Origin of the sequence: Subtercola vilae (assembly GCF_004923255.1) — a bacterium.
In the GTDB taxonomy this organism is placed as follows: Bacteria; Actinomycetota; Actinomycetes; order Actinomycetales; family Microbacteriaceae; genus Subtercola; species Subtercola vilae.
Genome location: NZ_QYRT01000017.1, coordinates 38,851 through 56,663, shown reverse-complemented (window position 1 = coordinate 56,663; position 17,813 = coordinate 38,851). Strand labels below are relative to the sequence as shown.

15 protein-coding genes, 2 pseudogenes and 1 riboswitch are annotated in these 17,813 nt (G+C 61.6%); of the genes and pseudogenes, 7 read left to right on the top strand and 10 right to left on the bottom strand.

Features of this window, described 5'->3' with window-relative positions:
* From thiD to D4765_RS19970, 7 genes and pseudogenes are all read right to left on the bottom strand, one after another.
* Complete coding sequence (gene thiD / locus D4765_RS10390) at positions 1-1,467, bottom strand: bifunctional hydroxymethylpyrimidine kinase/phosphomethylpyrimidine kinase (protein ID WP_237280374.1); 1,467 nt, start codon at positions 1,465-1,467, stop codon at positions 1-3.
* Positions 1,468-1,593: 126 nt separating this feature from the next.
* Entirely contained in the window at positions 1,594-3,327 is a 1,734-nt protein-coding gene (gene thiC / locus D4765_RS10385) for a phosphomethylpyrimidine synthase ThiC (RefSeq protein ID WP_136642227.1), read from the bottom strand.
* Positions 3,324-3,431, bottom strand: a riboswitch (TPP riboswitch). (Overlaps the previous gene by 4 nt.)
* A 538-nt stretch (positions 3,432-3,969) precedes the next feature.
* Positions 3,970-5,343 (bottom strand): Nramp family divalent metal transporter, encoded by a 1,374-nt coding sequence (locus tag D4765_RS10380; protein ID WP_136642226.1) that lies wholly within the window; start codon positions 5,341-5,343, stop codon positions 3,970-3,972.
* Positions 5,344-5,916: 573 nt separating this feature from the next.
* Positions 5,917-6,840 (bottom strand): prolipoprotein diacylglyceryl transferase, encoded by a 924-nt coding sequence (gene lgt, locus D4765_RS10375; protein ID WP_136642225.1) that lies wholly within the window; start codon positions 6,838-6,840, stop codon positions 5,917-5,919.
* A 184-nt stretch (positions 6,841-7,024) separates the two neighbouring features.
* Positions 7,025-7,399, bottom strand: coding sequence for a hypothetical protein (locus D4765_RS10370; RefSeq protein ID WP_136642224.1), 375 nt, complete (start codon positions 7,397-7,399; stop codon positions 7,025-7,027).
* A gap of 73 nt (positions 7,400-7,472) precedes the next feature.
* Positions 7,473-7,802 (bottom strand): chloride channel protein, encoded by a 330-nt coding sequence (locus D4765_RS19975; RefSeq protein ID WP_272898620.1) that lies wholly within the window; start codon positions 7,800-7,802, stop codon positions 7,473-7,475.
* A 76-nt stretch (positions 7,803-7,878) separates the two neighbouring features.
* Positions 7,879-8,517 (bottom strand): annotated as a pseudogene (locus D4765_RS19970) (chloride channel protein); the annotation flags it as partial.
* Between the two features lie 525 nt (positions 8,518-9,042).
* Between D4765_RS19970 and D4765_RS10360 the strand changes: the two are divergent.
* Positions 9,043-10,314 carry a D-alanyl-D-alanine carboxypeptidase family protein gene (locus D4765_RS10360; RefSeq protein ID WP_136642223.1) on the top strand — a complete coding sequence of 424 codons (1,272 nt, stop codon included), beginning with the start codon at positions 9,043-9,045 and terminating at the stop codon, positions 10,312-10,314.
* A 23-nt stretch (positions 10,315-10,337) separates the two neighbouring features.
* Here the strand turns inward: D4765_RS10360 and D4765_RS10355 are convergent, their stop codons facing one another.
* A complete protein-coding gene (locus D4765_RS10355; RefSeq protein WP_136642222.1) occupies positions 10,338-10,622 on the bottom strand; it encodes a hypothetical protein in 285 nt (94 codons plus the stop codon).
* Between the two features lie 100 nt (positions 10,623-10,722).
* Here D4765_RS10355 and D4765_RS10350 point away from each other — a divergent pair, with 100 nt between their 5' ends.
* Positions 10,723-10,983, top strand: a complete 261-nt coding sequence (locus tag D4765_RS10350; RefSeq protein WP_136642221.1) for a hypothetical protein — start codon at positions 10,723-10,725, stop codon at positions 10,981-10,983.
* A 159-nt stretch (positions 10,984-11,142) separates the two neighbouring features.
* Here the strand turns inward: D4765_RS10350 and D4765_RS10345 are convergent, their stop codons facing one another.
* The gene (locus D4765_RS10345) at positions 11,143-12,594 is read right to left on the bottom strand and encodes a peptidoglycan D,D-transpeptidase FtsI family protein (RefSeq protein WP_136642220.1); all 1,452 of its coding nucleotides are present in this window, start codon (positions 12,592-12,594) and stop codon (positions 11,143-11,145) included.
* A gap of 287 nt (positions 12,595-12,881) precedes the next feature.
* Between D4765_RS10345 and D4765_RS10340 the strand changes: the two genes are divergently transcribed.
* The 3 genes from D4765_RS10340 (at position 12,882) to D4765_RS10330 (ending at position 15,028) form a co-directional block, all read left to right on the top strand.
* A complete protein-coding gene (locus D4765_RS10340; RefSeq protein WP_136642219.1) occupies positions 12,882-13,469 on the top strand; it encodes a Chromate resistance protein ChrB in 588 nt (195 codons plus the stop codon).
* Entirely contained in the window at positions 13,466-14,218 is a 753-nt protein-coding gene (locus D4765_RS10335; RefSeq protein WP_136642218.1) for a phosphatase PAP2 family protein, read from the top strand. The genes D4765_RS10340 and D4765_RS10335 overlap by 4 nt, the downstream gene beginning before the upstream one ends.
* Before the next feature lie 75 nt (positions 14,219-14,293).
* Complete coding sequence (locus D4765_RS10330) at positions 14,294-15,028, top strand: DedA family protein (protein ID WP_136642217.1); 735 nt, start codon at positions 14,294-14,296, stop codon at positions 15,026-15,028.
* On the opposite strand, the pseudogene D4765_RS19695 reads toward D4765_RS10330, so the two are convergent.
* A pseudogene (locus tag D4765_RS19695) lies at positions 14,988-15,775 on the bottom strand (IS21 family transposase); the annotation flags it as partial. The gene D4765_RS10330 and the pseudogene D4765_RS19695 sit on opposite strands and share 41 nt — an antisense overlap.
* A gap of 686 nt (positions 15,776-16,461) precedes the next feature.
* Between D4765_RS19695 and D4765_RS10325 the strand changes: the two are divergent.
* Complete coding sequence (locus tag D4765_RS10325) at positions 16,462-16,974, top strand: hypothetical protein (RefSeq protein WP_136642216.1); 513 nt, start codon at positions 16,462-16,464, stop codon at positions 16,972-16,974.
* Positions 16,975-17,025: 51 nt separating this feature from the next.
* Positions 17,026-17,763 (top strand): VIT1/CCC1 transporter family protein, encoded by a 738-nt coding sequence (locus D4765_RS10320; RefSeq protein ID WP_136642215.1) that lies wholly within the window; start codon positions 17,026-17,028, stop codon positions 17,761-17,763.
* Positions 17,764-17,813 lie beyond the last annotated feature (50 nt).

Below are 17,813 nucleotides of genomic sequence, written 5' to 3'. Positions count from 1 at the left end.
TCACACTCTCACATACCGGCGCGCGGCGTCGAAGAAGTCGGACTCGTACTGGGCCGACTGCTCGAACGCCGCCCGCATGTTGAGCCTCTCACGAGGCGATGCTGCTACCGCCGCGGCATCAGTGAAAGCGATGGCACGTCGGGTTGTCTCGGCGAACGGCTCGTTTATATATGTTTCCAGCCACGCCGCGTACGGGTGCTCCTTGCCGCTACCGTCTGCGAGGTACGCGGCGTGCATCCGCTCGCTGACGTCCGCATACAGCCAGAAGCAGGGTAGAGCCGCAGCGATCGCGACCGCGTAACTGCCCTGACCGCTGGTTGCCATCAGGTGGTCGAGATACCTCTTCGTGACAGGCCCTTGAACAGGCTGGGCGTGTCCACCGAGCCAGCTGCGGTGAAGGTCGGCCTCAACGTCAAGGCAGACCTGAGCGGAGTTCGCCCAGAATCGCTGCTCCTCGTCAGTCGGTGCCAGGGCACTCAGCCGCGCTAGCACCCGAGAATACGTTCTCAGGTAAAGAGCATCCTGGCCGAGGTAGTAGTCGAAATCGGCGAGCTTCAACGTTCCATCACCCAGCGCAACGATGAAAGGCAGCTGAAAGATCTCCGAACGGATCGGCGTGATGCTTTCCCAAAGTGATCGAGTGAAATCAGCGCCTTGTGGTGCGCGGTCGGAGAACAGCCGATGGAAGTGATGGATGGGGCCATTGCCGCCACCCACTTCGAGGCTGTCGGCGTGGGTCAGGGAGTCATCGAGCCAGTCCTTCACCCGCCGAAGCGATTCCGCCCAGTCCCCGGTCTGCGCCTGCACCGTGGCCATCGCTGAAGAAAGCGAACAGCCCGTACCGTGCGTGTTCTTCGTGGCCACCCGGGCCGACGCGAATTCCAGCACACTGCCCGCGAGCATACCGTGAACGTTGACCAGGACATCAGGACAGTCAGCGCCGGTGAAGTGGCCACCCTTGACCAGCACAGTGACGCCGGACTGTTCGGACAGTCGCCTGCCCTGCTGGATCGCCTCCGCCCAGTCTTCAGCCGGGCCCTCCTGTAGGAGCGCGGCAAGTTCTGGCACGTTTGGTGTTACCAAATCCACAAGGGGCACCAAATCACGAAGCGCCTGCTCGGCGGACGCCATAAGTAGACGATCGCCGCTTGTCGCCACCATCACGGGGTCAAGGACAACCAACGGCGGCCGGGTGACCTGAAGCCACGAACGCACTTCCTCAATGACGTGAAGATCGCCCAGCATACCGATCTTCACCGCATCGATCTGTACGTCCGAGCTCACCGCATCCAGTTGCTGGCGAAGGAACTGCACCGGTGGGGTGTGAACGGCGGTCACCCCACGAGTGTTCTGCGCCACGAGCGCAGTGATCACCGCCATCCCATAACCGCCGTTCGCTGCGATGCTCTTCAGGTCGGCTTGAATTCCGGCGCCTCCGGTCGGATCGGTGCCGGCAATGCTGAGCACCCTCGGCGTGCCCCTGAGAGTCGTCTTTCGTGCTTCCGGGTTCGACGACGCCGAGGTGACAGGGTCGACAGGTCTGTCGGAGTTCGAAATCGCGGAGAGGCTCAGACGGTCTGTCAACGGACTATCTCAGCGTGCGCCGACGACAGGTTCGGGAAGATAAACTTTGCCGCCGGATTCCCGGAACGCTGCTGATTTCTCCTCCATCCCGGCAACGATCTGCTGTTCGGACATGCCACCGAACTGATCCCGGATGTCTTGCGAGATGCGCATGGAGCAGAACTTCGGACCACACATCGAACAGAAATGCGCGGTCTTCGCCGGTTCCGCGGGGAGCGTTTCGTCGTGGAATTCTTCGGCCGTGACCGGGTCAAGGGACAGCGCGAACTGATCACGCCAGCGAAACTCGAACCGGGCTTTGGATAGGGCATCATCCCGCTCGTGCGCTCCAGGGTGACCCTTCGCCAGATCCGCGGCGTGAGCGGCGATCTTGTAGGTGATTACACCCGTTTTTACGTCATCTTTGTTCGGTAGCCCGAGATGCTCTTTCGGGGTGACGTAACAGAGCATCGCGGTTCCGTACCGCGCGATTTCGGTGGCACCAATCGCGGAAGTGATGTGGTCATAGCCGGGCGCGATGTCAGTGACTAACGGGCCAAGAGTGTAAAACGGTGCGCCGTCACACAGCTCCTGTTGACGTTCCACGTTCTCCCGGACCAGATGAAACGGAATATGACCGGGCCCTTCCACCATCACCTGGACGTCATAGGTCCAGGCCCGCTTGGTCAGTTCCGCGAGCGTGTCAAGCTCCGCGAACTGGGCGGCATCGTTCGCGTCGGCCGTTGAACCAGGACGCAAACCATCACCGAGAGAAAACGCGACATCGTAGCGGGCGAAGATCTCACACAACTCATCGAAATGTGTGTACAAAAAGTTCTCCTGATGATGCGCCAAACACCACCCCGCCATGATCGAGCCCCCACGAGAGACGATCCCAGTCACACGGTTCGCGGTCAACGGCACATACCGCAGCAGCACCCCAGCATGAACCGTCATGTAATCCACACCCTGCTCACACTGTTCGATCACCGTGTCACGATAAATCTCCCAGGTCAGATCGTTCGCTTCCCCATTCACCTTCTCAAGCGCCTGATAGATCGGAACCGTACCGATCGGAACGGGCGAGTTACGAATGATCCACTCCCTGGTCGTGTGAATATCATCACCCGTGGAGAGGTCCATGACCGTGTCCGCACCCCACTGCGCCGCCCACTGCAGCTTGTCCACCTCTTCGGCGATGGAACTCGTCACCGCCGAGTTGCCGATATTGGCGTTGATCTTCACCAGAAACGCTTTGCCGATAATCATTGGCTCGGATTCCGGATGGTTGATGTTATTGGGGATAAGCGCCCGGCCGGCCGCGACCTCTGACCGGACCAGCTCCACATCACAGTTCTCCCGAAGCGCAACGAAACGCATCTCCGAAGTGATAACTCCCTGCCTTGCGTAACGCATCTGCGTGACCGTCTGCCCTGGAAGGGACCGTCGCGGAACAGGCTTTTCTCCCTCCCACTCAGCAGACGCCGCCCCCCGACGAAGCGCTGCACGCCCATCGTCATGCAAATTCCGTTCCCGGCCGGAATACTCCTCAGTGTCCCCGCGCGCCTCGATCCAAGCCGACCGGAACGGCAGAAGGCCACGAACAGGATCACTCCCCGGCCCCTCCGTGCGATACACCGTAAACGGCTTGTTTTCCTCACCGTTCGGCGAGGCCTCCAACGCGATCCGTGTCACAGGGACACGAATCTGATGCTCAACATTCTCAACGTATGCGAGCGTGTGGGACGGGCTGACAGATTCCATTTCGAACTCCTACTTCCTTCGCCGGCATTACCCGGACAGGTTCAACGGTCGCGGGCCGCGTCAGCCCGATCTCAGCCCATGCAAGGGCACCCGTGTGGATAACAAGCACACTAACACCCGTCACGGTTGTGCGCATGCGCATGCGCATGCGCAGGCGATGGCCGCAGCGGATCATTGGACCACACCTGGTTCCTCCAGCGACCCGACCGCCAGCTCAGTGATTGTCAGCCGGGGCGGCTGGGCATGGCGCAGAAGGCTTTGCGTCTCGGCCGACGTTTAACGACGGTTACGGTATCCGCTTGTGAAGTCGGTCAGCGGGAAGGGAATCGGGTGACTGTCGGAAGCGGGGGAGTGTAAGCATTCGCTGGCTTCTTGTTTATTGCGGCACTGTCCAGGCTAGCCTTGTGTTTTTTGGCTAGCTTACGAGTCTCTTGGCGGAGCCCATCCGCCTGCTTGCGGAGCCTTTTAGATGATTTCCGAACCGCCTTCCGCGCCTTCTTTACCGCTTTCTCCGCTTTCTTCAACGCCTCTTTGGCCTGTTTTTTTGCTGCAGCGCTGCTCACCATGGGTTCTCCACCATTCATCACTTGTACCCGGGTTTACCAGCCTGCCATCCGGGGACACTGTCCGCTATGGGGCCGTCTAATTGCTGGTGAGGGTGTACCAGAGGCCGTAGGCGCCGGCGATGCACATGATTCCGGTGGTGGCCCAGCCGAGGGTCGCGGCGAGTTTACCGTTTCGGTATTTGCCCATGATCTTCCGGTCCCGGGCGATGAGCATCATCACAATCAGGAACGGGCCGGCCGCGATCCCGTTCACGATCGCGCTGAGCACGAGCAACCCGATCGGGTCCGAGCTGATCACGCTGAGAATCGTGCCGGCAACAATCCCAACACCCAGCAGGCCATAGAAGATCGGCGCGTTGCGGGGTCCACGGTCAAGACCCCAACTTTTGTTCAGCAGCCCAGACAGCCCCGCGGCTCCTGACGCGGCGAGGACTGGAACGGCGAGCACGCCGGAGCCGATGAACCCGGCAGCGAAGAGGATCGTCGCGTAGCTGCCCGCGATCGGCTCGAGGGCTTGTGCTGCGTCAGCGGCGCTTTTCACAGGCGTGCCGTGGGTGCCGAGGGTCGCGGCGGTCGCTGCCATGATCGCGAACATGATCAGAACAGAGAACGCCATCCCGGAGAACACGTCAGTCCGACCGTTTCGGAGTTTACGTTTCGCAGCGGCCGGTGTGCGGTTTTTCAGTGGGGCTGCGTGCTCGCCGCCTTCGTCTTCCGCGCGGAGTTCTTCGATTCGTTGCGCTGATTGCCAAAAGAACATGTACGGCGAAATTGTGGTGCCGAGGACCCCGACAACTAAGCCCAGGTACGCGGGGTCGAATTGGAGCTGCCGGCCCATCAGCCCGTCAGCGACGTCGGCCCAGTTCACGTTCGACACGAACAGCACTCCGACGTACACCAGCAACACCATGCACAACCATTTGAAGATTCTCCCGATCACTGCGAACGACCCCGCGACGAGGGCCGCGAAGATACCGGCCCCAGCAAGAGCCGACCAGACCGGTGCGGGGCCCGCGCCCAGTAGTTGCATGCCTTGCCCGATGGCCATCAGATCGGCGGAGAGGTTCAGGCAGTTCGCCACGATCAGCGCCACCAACAGAACCCCGATCGCGATCCGGAAGTTCCTGGTGAACCGGCGCCGGATCAGTTTCCCGAGACTATCGCCGGTAGCAAGCGCGGTACGGTCACAGATTTCTTGCACACTCATCATCAGCGGCAGCGTCAAGGGTACGGTCCAGAGCATCCCGTTCCCGTACGTCGCGCCGGCCTGAGAATACGTTGCGATCCCGGAAGGGTCGTCATCTGCCGCGCCCGTCACCAAACCCGGGCCGAGAACCCCGAAGAACCGGGCCACTGGATTGCGTCGCCGACCCGCCCTGCCCGGCTCATCCTCCGTACCTACATCCAGTTGGGGGGAAAGCTCCTGGGTCGACTCCGATTCAGCAGACATCGTGTTCCCTTTCAAGCCACACCGAGATCGAGCCGACGTCCACGAGACGGCTGCAGAATGTGTAAGTTAGTTCACTGTCCTAACATCGCGGTGCAAGTCTCGGTGTGAATCCCCACATTTTTGGATGTGAGGCTGATCAACCAACACGAGCTGGGCGCGTTCACGTTTCCCCGTCGTGACGAGCATCCGATTCACGTGCATACAAGCGCTCAGCATGGCAACTCGAAGTTGGCCGTTGGCTGTTCGCCGTTGACCGACATCGTGTACCCCGGGAGCTTGAGGCGCGCCGTTCCCGGGTTAGCGCTCGGGGCCTATTTTCTTGGGCGTTGGGGACGGCGTTGCAGGAGCGCGAGTATGAGGAACGTTATGGCGAGTACGGCGACGCTTAGCGCTACCGGGAGCCAGGGGCCTTGTTGGATGAGAGCTACGATACCCAACGCGATCACGAGGGCGATCGACGGGCGTAGTACGGGACCGATAGGTTCCTTCCGCCGGTTCACATGTCAGCTTTCTGTGGAAACCGGGTAGCACTATCGGCGCCCACTCCCGGATGCGGTGTACGGTCCGGTGTTGTCATGGGGTGCCCTCCCGGAGGCGTTCCGGTGTTGATTCTGTCTGCCCATCGGTGGCAGGCGGCGTTCGTGATGCGGTCTTTGGTTCTCGTCCGGGACGGTATGCGTTGTCGGGGTAGGGCAGCTTTCGGCGGAGTTGGATCGCGAGGAGGATAACCCCGGCGATAGCGAGGAGGAGCGCGGCGATGACGTTGGCCTTCAGGCCGAGGAAGGTGAATTCGGTGGGGTCAAGGCGTAACCATTCGAAGAACGCCCGTCCTGACCCGTACCAGATGAAGTACAGGGCGAGGGTTTCCCCGGAGTGCAGTCGGAGCCGTCGTTCGATGTAGATGATCAGGAACGCGCCGGCGATGTTCCAGATCATCTCGTACAAGAACAGCGGATGAAAAAGCGTCCCGGCCGGCAGGCCGGGCGGGAATGCGGCGTTGGTGGATTCGATTTGTAACCCCCATGGCAGGGTTGTGGGTCCGCCGTAGAGTTCGTGGTTGAAGTAGTTACCGAACCGGCCGAATGCTTGAGCGAGCAGCAGGCCGGGGGCCAGGGCGTCAGCGAATGCCCAGAACCGGATACCTTTCCGGTGGCAGGCGATGAACGCGCCGATCCCACCGAAAAGGATCCCACCGAAGATCGCCAGCCCGCCTTCCCACACGAAGAGCGTCTTCCAGAGGTCCGCGCCGGGGAAGAAGTAGTCGTTCGGGTGGGTCACGACGTGGTAAAACCGGCCGCCGATGATGCCGAACGGCACCGCCCAGAGCGCAATGTCGATGACGGTGCCCTTTTCGGCACCGTGCTGAGCGAGGCGTCGTTGGGTGAGCCAGACGGCGATGACGATGCCGACCAGGATGCACAAGGCGTAGAAATGGATCGTCAGCGGGCCGATGTTGAAGGAGCTGATCGGCGGGCTAGGGATGCTGGCGTGAACCATCTGAGTCTTCTTTCTGCGCCTGCGAACGATGAATGCACGTTACGGGCCTGAGGATAGTAAAGCAGCACGGAAATACGCTGGGTGATCCTCCGCCAGCCCGGGTGACGGGTGATTTGACATTGCGCAACTGGTGGTGGTCTGAGCGTCTGGCACAAGGTTGTCTCCGACGGATAGCGGCCTCAGGTTACCGGATGGTTAGGAGGAGGGCGACGGTGATGACATCGACCGCAGCGGCGACCAGCGTGAGGATCAGGCTGGTGACGCTCAGCCAACTCCGGGCCGGCGAACCGGTTTGGGTGAGCCCGCTGAGCGTTGTGGGTTGCAGGTTCCGGGCGACAAGGCTCATGCTCGCCAGCGTCGAGAGGATCGCGGCGGCAAGGCCGAGCCCGGCGAGACCAGCGGGTACCGCGGCAGCAAAAATGAGCACCCCGCCGACGAGGAAAGCAACGGCTTGAACGATCCTGCCTGCCTGCCGGGCCTGTCCGTGCAGGACAGCTTCGGGGTCGGCCTGGTCACACCCACCAAGAGCTGACCGTCCAGGGGCTCCCGCGTCCGTCATGGGACAACGATACGTCTGCCGGTGAGCTGGTGCACGGACCGCATCGTGACCTGGCACCCTTTGTGCTTGGTGGTTAGTCGATGCCGGTGATGCGGCGGCGGGTCATGATGTAGCCGACGGTCACCGATCCGGCGATGGCAAGCATTGTCGGTACGAGAAGCGCGGGCCCTTGGCCGGTGAATTCGATCATCAGAATCAGGGCGGTGAATGGTGCCCGCATCGAGGAGGCAAGAAACGCTGCCGCGGCGATGAACGCGAACGCTGCCACGGGGGTACCTGGCCACATCAGGCTCCACACCCCGCCGAGGGAGCCGCCGAGTGCCGCACCGATCGCGAGGGACGGGGTGAGCGTGCCGCCGGCCGCGCCGGCACCGATCGTGGCGACGGTAGTCGCTGTCTTCACCACCGCCAAACAGCCCCAGAAAAAGTGCCGACCCGGTCGCTGCGAACGCGACCTCACCCAATGCCTTGCCGTTGCCGAGGATCTCGGGGAACGGGATGGCCAGCAGCCCAACGAGGGTGAACGTGACGGGCATGACGATCAGGATCGGCCACCCCGTGGGCCGGTGCGCACCAAAATAGGTGACGAGCCGCACGAATCCGACGGCAGCGAACCCGAGGACCGGGCCGGCGATCAGCGCCCAGACGAAAAGCGAACCCGTGAGGGTGAACTGCGGCAACGCATACAAGGCCCCCGACGGTACGGCGAACTGAGCCACGACGGTTGCTATCGCTGAGGTTGCAAGTGCGGGAAGAGCCGTCGCGAGGGTGAGCTCGCTAAGGAGCACCTCGATGGTGAACACGGCCCCGCTGAGGGGTACGTCGTACACGGCGGCAAGCCCCGCGCCAGCACCGCAGGCTACGAGGATGCGTCGCTCTCTGGCAGTCACTCCAGCTTTCTCGCTGAGCCATCCCGCGAAAAGCGCCCCGAGTTCCCGCGGCGCGACTTCCCGGCCGATCGACGCACCGAGGCCGACGATAATAATTTGAAGGCCCGCGTTCAAGACAGTGGTCAGTGCGGGCATTTTCTCACCGGCGACGCTTCGTTCGATCGAAACGACCCGTTTGCCCCACCGTCGAAGCGCCCACCAGCCGACACCCCCGATGATGCCAGCCATCGCGAGAGCGACAACACGCCTGAAATCGGTGGAAGCCGTGACGCCGTCAAGGAACGTGCCGTCCGTGTAGCCGTAAGCGAAATGTTCGATCGCGTGCAAACTCACGCTGACCAGCAGCCCCCCGATCCCGCTGCCCACACCCACCAGCACGGTCACTACACCCAACCGCATAAGCCACGACGCGTGCGTCGACGATGCCGGGCTCACCATGCTCCGATGCTACCGAACGTCAAGACGGCCAGTACCTCTAGCAGGGCCCAGCCGGGCATCCGGCCGGCTACTTCGGTACCGAACGGACGGGTGGGACTGGTTCTTCGTAAACTCTCAGACCGAATTTTGTACCGGCCACCAAATCCGGTGTCGTTACAAGTCATTTGAACTGGTTTGGTGCAGCCAGAAGAGGCACGGAGGTCGAAGCTTTGCAGCCAGGGCAGGTTGGTGGTGCAGGGGTCGTGTTTGGGTGCTCTCAGCACACAAGTCTTCATCTTTCAGGTCCTTGCAAGATCTGCTGGTTAGCCTTTCGGGGTGGATGAGTCAGCGACAGCATCGGCGGCCCTTCGACGGCAGCGTGAGTACCGTCGCCGCCGCCGCCTCGTCGCAGCAGCCGTCACGCTGGTCACGTTGATATGCGGAACGTTCCTGGTCGGAACCCAACTCTTCCCCCCGCCCGCTGCGCCTGCGACCTTCGACACCGCGACGATCAACGCTGCGACGAGCGTTCCCGGTTCCAAAGCGTCCGTGTCCTGGCCTGGATATGGCAGCGGCGCCGTCGGTGCGGTCGGGTATCCGGGGCTGCTCAGCACGCACGGTGACCAAAGCGCGGTACCGATCGCGAGTATCACGAAGATCGTTACCGCCCTTGTCGTGTTGCGAGCAAAACCATTGAACGCAGGGGACGCGGGACCTGCGATCACGTTCACGAATGCGGATGTCGGCTATTACAACGACCAGCTCGCCCAAGACGGTTCCGTCGCTCCGGTGACCGCGGGGTCCAGTCTCACGGAGAACCAGACGTTGGAGGCGATGCTGCTTCCCTCTGCGAACAACTACGCGACCTCCCTCGCGGTATGGGCGTATGGGTCAGTGCCGGCGTACCTTGCCGCGGCCCACGCGTGGCTTGGCCGACGTCATCTCAGCCACACCAGCGTCGCGGATACCAGCGGCATCTCACCGCAGAGCATGTCTAGTCCCGCCGATCTCGTGACGCTTGGTGAGCTGGCGTTAGCGAACCCGGTGCTCGCGTCCATCGTGAGTCAGCCCGCAGCGGATCTCCCTGGTATTGGGATCGTGAAGAACACCAACCAGCTTCTTGGTACCACCCATGTCGATGGAATCAAAACCGGTACCACCGCCCAGGCCGGCGCGTGCCTGCTGTTCGCTGCCACCGTCAATGTCGGCAGTCAACCCATCGTCATCGTCGGGGTCCTGCTGAACGGGGCGTCCCATCCACAACTCGACACGGACATCACCGCGACCCTTCGCACCGTGTCCGCTGGATTCCACCAAACCCAACTCGTCAGAGCCGGGGACACCCTCGGCGGCTACCACACCGCGTGGGGGCAAACAGTGCACGTCGTCGCCAAGAGCGACGTCACCGCCGTGGTCTGGTCAGACACACCCACAACCGTCACCGCCACCGCCAAACCCGAGGCCACCGAGGTGATCGGAGATTCTGTCGGCACCGCAACACTCACGACCGGCGGTCACGTCGCCACCGTTCCGTTGGTGCTTGATGCCAGCTTCAGCGACCCCGGCCCGTGGTGGCGCGCATTTCACCCCGCCGACATGTTCGGCTGACCGGCATGTTCGGCTGACCTGGGCTATGACGGGGCAGGCGCCGGGGTGATACTTGCCTGCGAGGGGCTGAGGGTTGCCAGTTGCGCCCGCAGCTGGGAGACAGCGGCCTGAACCAATACCACCCGGTCACTTGATATCGTCGCCCCGTTACCGTCCGCGACGACCTGAACGCCCAGCGCGTCGAGGCTTTCTAAAGCGGCCGGGTAGTCGCCACGGGTTGCCTGGGACGCAATGTGGGCCACCATCGCTTGCAGCTGCACCGTGGTCGACGGGTTCAGATCCGGTGGCGCCGGGGTCACAGATGTCATCAGGTTCTGGACGCTATCGCTGAGATGGTGACCAACCGCGACGACCGTGGGTTCGGGTGCTTGCTCGCGGGGAGCCGAGGACGTGGCCAAGAATAACCCGATGGCAGTCACCACTCCGGCAGAGACGACAAGCCCGATCACCAACCCGACCCGCCGACCCCACCCCCAAGAATCCGGTGTCGACGAACTGCTGGCACCCGTCGAGCGAATCGACCTCTCACCGCGTCGTTTCGGCTTCGTCAACACAACATCCTCGCCATTCCTCATCGACAACGGTACGCGCGGCCGCCTGAACATAGGTAACAGCCTCCGCCTCTTCTTGCCAGTGGACTACGTAGACACGTCACCGTCCATCGTCTAGAGATCCGTCGTCTAGAGATCCGGCGGATAGTGCGACGGTCTCCTCGAGCAGCTCACCCTCGCCGGGCCGCTGACGCGGGTAACGACACCCTGCCGCATAGCTAGTTTCCCCGCGATTGCTGTGCGTCAGCCGACAATTTCACCGTGCTTGCTTGCTGAATTATTTGTGCAGGAGGGCTTGCAGTACTTTTTTGGCGATGGGTGCCGCGACGCCGTTTCCGTCAGCGTTCTGCCCTTGCCCGGCACCGTTTTCCACGACCACCGCGATCGCGTACTGCGGGTTCTGGGCGGGCGCGAAGCCGGTAAACCACAGCGAATACGGTTGCCCGGGCCCGTTCTGTGAGGTCCCAGTTTTACCGGCGACGTCTACGCCTGGGATCCGCGCGCCAGACGCGATGCCGGTGCTCACCCCGGCGAGCATCATCTGCGTGACCGCTGCCGCTGTCGCCGGAGAGGTCGCAGTGCTGAGCACGCGGGGACTGAATGTTTGCACCGGTTGCAGAGTAGGGGAGATGACAGAGTCGACGAGGTTCGGGTACATCACGGTCCCGGCGTTCGCGATTCCCGCGGACACCATCGCCATCTGTAACGGGGTTGCCCGGTCGTCCTGCTGACCAAATGAGCTTTCCGCTAGCTGCGCCGGGTCTGTGTACAACGGGTATGAACTAGCGGTGACCGGGAACGGGATATTCAGTTTCTGGTTGAAGCCGAACAAGTCGGCCTGGTCCTTGATTGTTTGGCCGCCGAGTTTCATACCCAGCTCAGCGAACGGGATGTTGCAGGAGTTGACTTCCGCCGTTGCGATGGACACTGTTCCTCCCGGCCCGCAAGGCGTGTTGGTGTCGTTATGTACCCCCGTGTACGTGCCTGGAAGCGGGAGGACGCTGAGGTTTGGCAGTTGGCTATCGGGGGTGTACTGGCCCGTTCCGAAAGCAGCCGAACTGACGACGAGTTTGAAGGTGGAGCCCGGCGGGTTCAAGTTCCCTCCGGTGGCACGATTCACCAACGGATCCACTGGCTCATTAAGCAGTCCGCTGTACGTTGTGTTGACCTTGGCAGTGTCGTGGTCTGCCAGTGTGTTCGGGTCGAAACTGGGCGTGGAGACCATCGCCAGAATCCGGCCGGTTTTAGGTTCCAGAACGACCACCGCCCCGCGCAGCCCACCCAGGGCGTCGAACGCCGCCTGCTGCGCGACCGGATCGAGAGTCAACTCAACGGAATCGCCCTGCGGATGTTGACCGGTGAATAAAGAGTTGATTTGGTCGAAGAATTTGTTGTTCGTTCCCGCGAGCGTTGATTGCATGGCACCCTCGATACCGGTCGATTCCCCGTCCACAGGGAAAAACCCGGTCACCGCCGAATACAGCGGCCCGTTGCTATACACCCGCTGGTACTTGTAGGAATCGGTTGCTGGAATGGACTGCGCGACGGGTCGACCGGCGACAAGGATCGCGCCGCGCTGGGTCAGAGCCTGCACGTTTTGAGCACGAATGTTCCGTGGGTCCGCGTTCAAGGAATCCACCTGAACAGCCTGAATGATCGATGTCGCTACCAGCAGAGACAAAAACATGGCCACAATGCTGATGGTGACCCGCCGAAGCTCACGTTCCAAACCCGACCACCTTCCCTGCCTGCACGCTAACCACACGCGCTGGCGCTGAGCTGAAAGCTCCACCCCGAGCGAAGAGGCCGAGCAACACACGCGGAGAGCGCGTGTGTTGCGAGGGTTGTGGAACGAGATCCACCCCAAGGCGCCCGTACCGAGAGCGAAATACGCGGTAGGCCACCATTCCATACTGAGAGCGACAAACAGCGCTACCTCTGATAAATGCGGATAACAGCCTTCGGTGAACTGCAACGTCTGGCCAACTACACTGTAACAGTTGTTACAATGAGCGGATGAATGATGATAATCAGTGGCTGATCCTAATCAGCCGCATGCCGGCTGAACCGTCTCGTCATCGGGTCGCCGTTTGGCGGGAGCTTCGTAAAGCGGGCGCTGTCCCGATCTCCTCGGGTGCATGGGCGTTACCGCAGGATCCGAAGTTTGATCCCGCGATCGCTCGTGTCGCGCATCTCTGCGAGAAAGGAGGCGGCGCGTTGGCCGTTCTCGCAACACAGCCTCGTGACGTGACATCTGGGGTTATGCTTCCGGAGCTGTTCGAGGCGGCTCGGCGGGACGAATGGAAAGAGTTCATCGCCGATTGTGGCAAGTTCCAGGGCGAAATCGACAGAGAGATCGCCAAGCAAAAATTTACCTTCGGTGAGCTGGAGGAGGAAGAGCAAAGTCTCGGACGGTTGCAGCGCTGGATCCTCGAGCTCGATAAACGCCAGTTCGCGGACATCGCCACGTCCGAAGCATCAGCTGCTCGCGATGCCCTGGAACGAAGCATCGCCTCGCTCAATCACTACGCCGGCCTGGTCTACGACGCCATGCGCGTTTCGTCTGATTCGATGGCAGAGTCGGCTGAGGCGGCTGAGGCATGACGGTACAGCCAACCCCTGTCCATCAATCGTCGCAATGTCGATCCCGAAGCTTGTTCCAAACGCTCCTCGTCTCTTTTCCGGCTCACTTGGCGCGAATCATCTGGACCGCAGCCATCGGGGTCCTTGTTGTTCTCATCGTCGGCCTCCTCATCCGCACCACTCACGTCGACTTCGCTATCGTCCAAGTTTTGAACGCCCACCATCATGGCGCTGTTGGCTCTCTAGCGAACGCGGTCTATCAAACCTTCGGCCCGGCACCGGCGATCGTCGGCACTGCCGTTTTCACCGCCATCATCGCCGCGATTACTCGGAGCCTCCGCGTAGCGTCGACCTTCGCCGTAACGATCGCCGGGACGTGGGTCTCCTTGGCAGTCGTCAAACTGATCGTGCACAGGCCGCGACCGGACGCTGCTCTCCTGCCCTTCCCTTTCGACCCCGCCCAAATCGACGCCTCATACCCCAGCGGCCACGCCGCCTTCGCAACAGCCCTCATCGTCACGATCGTGTTGGGACTCGCTTCCAGGCGAAACCGCTGGATCGTCGGCACCATTGGGGGAGTGCTGATCTTTGGTGTTGGCACAGCACTGGTCATTGACGGTGTGCACTTTCCGAGCGACGTCATCGCGTCCATCGTCTGGGGCATTACCGTGGCGCCCCTCATCCGCATAATCTGGGTGGCCGTGATACTCAAGGCTTTCGGCAATGCAACTTCGAAACGAAGAAAGTCCTTATCCTCGCCTGAGAGCTAATTGGCACTTGTATCTGATCCTCGGCCTTTGATCTTCACGCTCTAGACAAAGCGGCGTAGCGGGAGTCGGAGAGTTGTGACCCTTCGGGTGAGGTGGTTTCATGGCTGCTCGAGCGCCCGACGACCCACAGCCGTGGGCCGATTCTCAGGACGAACTGGAAGAGTCAGCCGGGTGAGCAGCTTGCCGGACTTCATCTATTCATTGGCGTTATCGCCGTGGGCGTTGGTCGTGTTGGCCCTGTTGCTCATCATCGACGGGTTCTTCCCCCTCGTTCCCGGAGAGACCACCGTTGTCGCCCTCGCGACTCTCGGCGCGACTGGGCATGGGCCCGCTCCGCTGACCGTTCTGCTTGTCGGGACCGCGGCCACTGTTGTCGGCGACGGCATCGCGTTCCTCATCGGCCGACACCTCGGCATGACCCGATGGAAGTGGACCCGGCGACCCAAAGTCGCCCAAGTACTTTCCTGGGCCGCTGGCCAAATCGCAAATCGGCCAGGACCCATCCTGATCGTCGCGAAATTTATCCCCTCCGCCCGAGTAGCGGTCACCATGACCGCAGGCGCAAGCGGACTCTCCGTTCGCCGGTTTCTTCCCCTCTCCCTCCTGGCAGCCTCGATCTACACCCTCTACCACGTTGTTGTCGCAACCACGTTCGGGACGATGTTCGCCTCCAAACCCATCATCGGTCTCCTCGCATCACTCGGCTTCGGCGCAGCGATCGCCGCGATCGCGGCAATCGCACGTTCACTCCGCCAACGCTCGCTGCGCACGAACGACCATGCCCGCCCGCTGGGGCGGGAAACTTTTTGACCGCCGTTGGATTCGCTGCCTTACGGCCGTCCCACGACCAGTTCTGAGGCGCGAAGTGACAAGCCCTCGGTCACTTTGCCCTGCGGTACGGAGTACTTCGCCATCCGCACCGTGATCAGGCTCGACCTGTCAACACGGGGCGTCAAGGCCACGCCCGGCTCGATGCCCCCCCCTTTTTGTGTGCGCCATCGATACCGGGCGGGCCGTAGAACGGTCGAAGCCGTAGTGCGAGCAAAAAAGCACCCGGCTCGGCTTCTCAGTCCGGCACCGGCCGGTGCCGGACTGCACGCTCGTGACCGCCCTGCTGACGTTGTCGGACCTGATGTGCCGGGTAGGGAAGGGGTCCGACTGATTGTTTCGAATGCATCGATGTGACCTTTCAGAAACGCCTCCCAGCCTTGGGTCGAGTACACCCGTGCACCGCTTGCCAGCGTCACAGATATGTGACACTTCGTTTTCACTCCAGCGAGAATCACGTAGTCGTCACCGAAATTAACTTCTGCTTCCGCGCCGGGCGCGTGCAACTGGGGCACGAACGCGTCATCGTGCCGGCCGGCCTCCGCCTCCAACGTGTGCCCGCCGTTCCCGCACGTAGTCCCGGACAGCGGAGCACGACAACTCAGTCGCACCATGCTTTTCCGCTAGCCGGGCAAAGACAGGCCGTGCAATGTGGCGCTGCTTCCTCGGCGCCGTTAGATTCGTGGTCAACATGCCATCGATCGCCGGCAAGTGCCGACCCAATCGCGCTCGTCATCGACGGCGTGCACTTTCCGAGCGAAGTCATCGCGTCCATCATCTGGGCCATCACCGTTGCGCCCCTGATCCGCATTCTCCGTGACGGTCACACTTCAGGCTTTCGACACTGCAAAGTCGAAACGAAGAGACTCCTTATCTCCGTCGGGAGGCTGATCGTTGGTGTCCCACCTTTCTCGGTCTGATCCTTGACGGGCCAAAAGACGGCATGCGTCAGGCCACAACGCCAGGAGCAACAGCGGCAGCGTTCCACTCGAAGGTAGCTGACTGCAGGGCGAACCGGCATCGTTCTAATGATTGATCACATGGCTTGCGTCTATAGGTGGCAGTTGAGATCGGGCCTTACCGTAGCCTGGGTCGCGTAGCGGCTCCGAGGTCTCGGCATTCCACCGGACATCGGCCGACGCGCGTAGTCACCTGGCGTTCCAGGTTCCGCGGCGGTGGTCAGCCGCCTCCCGGGCATCAGTATCGGTACCGCCTAAAGGTGGGCCTACGCCGCTCAGCAACTTCTGCCACTGCCGTTGCCACTGCGAGTCCGCAAAGCGGCGCCGGGTAGTTTCGTGACGTCGAAAACTATCGAGTATTCGAATGATTCTGTTTCCTACGCCAACACATGGGTATGCTCGCCAAATCGAGTCGACGCACGCTGATTTGAGACTGGCTAGGGACAGACCGGACGCATGGACGATGATAAAGCGAATGGACCATCGCTTCCACGGGGTGGCACTGTCTTGACTAGGGCAGGGTTTGATCTGCCGCTCGGCGGGGCGCAGCCGGGCGTGGTCAGGTTCGTCATTGCCACGATCGTCGCAGTTGTTCTTTCTCTCTTGGCTTGCGCAGCCATAGCCGCGGCCTCCTCAACGCTTTGGCCATCCATCGCGGGCTACGACCATTTCCGGTTTGCGGATTACGGCAAACTGACCATCATCGGAGTCGTGCTGGCCTGCATCTCGTGGCCACTGATATGCCTTATATCATCGAACGCCCGCCGTCCGTTCTTATGGCTCACAGTGCTTGTCACCGTTGTCGGTCTGGCACCTGATGCGTGGATTTTGTACAAGGGCCAGCCGGTATTTGCGGTTGTTGCCCTCGTGATCATGCATTTTGCTCTCGCCCTGATCACCTTCCCCGCGCTTGTTCTGATCGCACCGCAACGCCCCAAGCTGAAACCCAGCTGGGAGCCAAACGCGTAGGTTAGGCTTCCCACCCTGGTCATGGCAGCAGGAACTGCTTAGTGTGTGGGAATGAGCACCTCATCTCCCGACGCATCCGTCTCCCCCCAAGAAGATGAACCCCATTTCGGCGGCCTCTCTGGTCGTTTGAACTGGCTTCGCGCCGGAGTGCTCGGAGCTAACGACGGCATCGTGTCGGTTGCCGCGATCGTTGTTGGCGTTGCCGGGGCGAGTTCTGCGGCACCGGTAATCCTCGCCGCCGGCAGCGCCGCACTTGTGGGCGGTGCAATATCGATGGCGCTTGGTGAGTATGTGTCCGTCAGCACGCAACGAGACTCGCAGCACGCTCTGATTGAAAAAGAACGCGCTGAGCTCCGAGACGACCCCGACGGTGAACTCGAAGAACTGGCAGGACTCTACGAAGGCCGAGGTCTATCGGCTCAGACGGCGAAACAGGTGGCCGTGGAACTCACCAACAAGGATGCACTCAAAGCCCACCTCGCAATGGAGCTGAACATCGACGAAAGCGACGTCGTCAGCCCGTGGAGCGCGGCAGGGGCATCTGCACTCTCCTTCCTCATCGGCGGTGTTCTGCCGTTGCTCGCTATCCTCCTGCCACCCGAACCTTTGCGCGTGCCAGTGACGTTCGTTGTTGTGCTCATCGCCCTCGCCGCAACGGGCGTCACGGGGGCGATACTCGGCGGCGCCAGGGTCTTGAGGGGAACATTGCGAGTCGTCATCGGGGGTGCTCTAGCGCTTCTTGCAACATTCGCGATCGGATCCGCCCTGGGTACGTCCGGTGTCGTCTAGGTGCCAGCGTGAACGACTGGTCAAGTGAAACAATTACGGGCGGTGCTTGG